A 296-nucleotide genomic window follows, 5' to 3' on the forward strand; every position below is an offset into this window, starting at 1 on the left:
GCGCCGACAGCGTCAGCGCATAGGCGTTGGAAATCCACTGCGCCTCGGCCAGGCCGGCGCCCAGATCCGCGCGCAGCGCCGGCATGGCGATCCAAGAAGTGGTTCCTCGATTACAAGATGGGGCAGTAGCTCTTTTGCAGCCAGTGACGCGCGACAGTGGCGGGCTGAAGTCGGCAAAGGCCTCATTCCTTCACACCGCCCTCTGTCCTGCCGGAAATCTCCCCCGCAAGGGGGGAGATCGGATGTCGCGTCGGCTTTCGCCAATCTCCAACGTTGAAGGAAATGCGCCGGCAGTG

At 63.5% G+C, this 296-nt stretch carries 1 protein-coding gene; it reads left to right on the forward strand.

Features of this window, described 5'->3' with window-relative positions:
* Positions 1 to 83 precede the first annotated feature (83 nt).
* The coding region (locus EN852_RS42040) for a hypothetical protein (RefSeq protein WP_210238335.1) at positions 84 to 296 on the forward strand (213 nt) is incomplete at its 3' end.

This window comes from Mesorhizobium sp. M2E.F.Ca.ET.209.01.1.1 (genome assembly GCF_004010375.2).
In the GTDB taxonomy this organism is placed as follows: Bacteria; Pseudomonadota; Alphaproteobacteria; order Rhizobiales; family Rhizobiaceae; genus Mesorhizobium.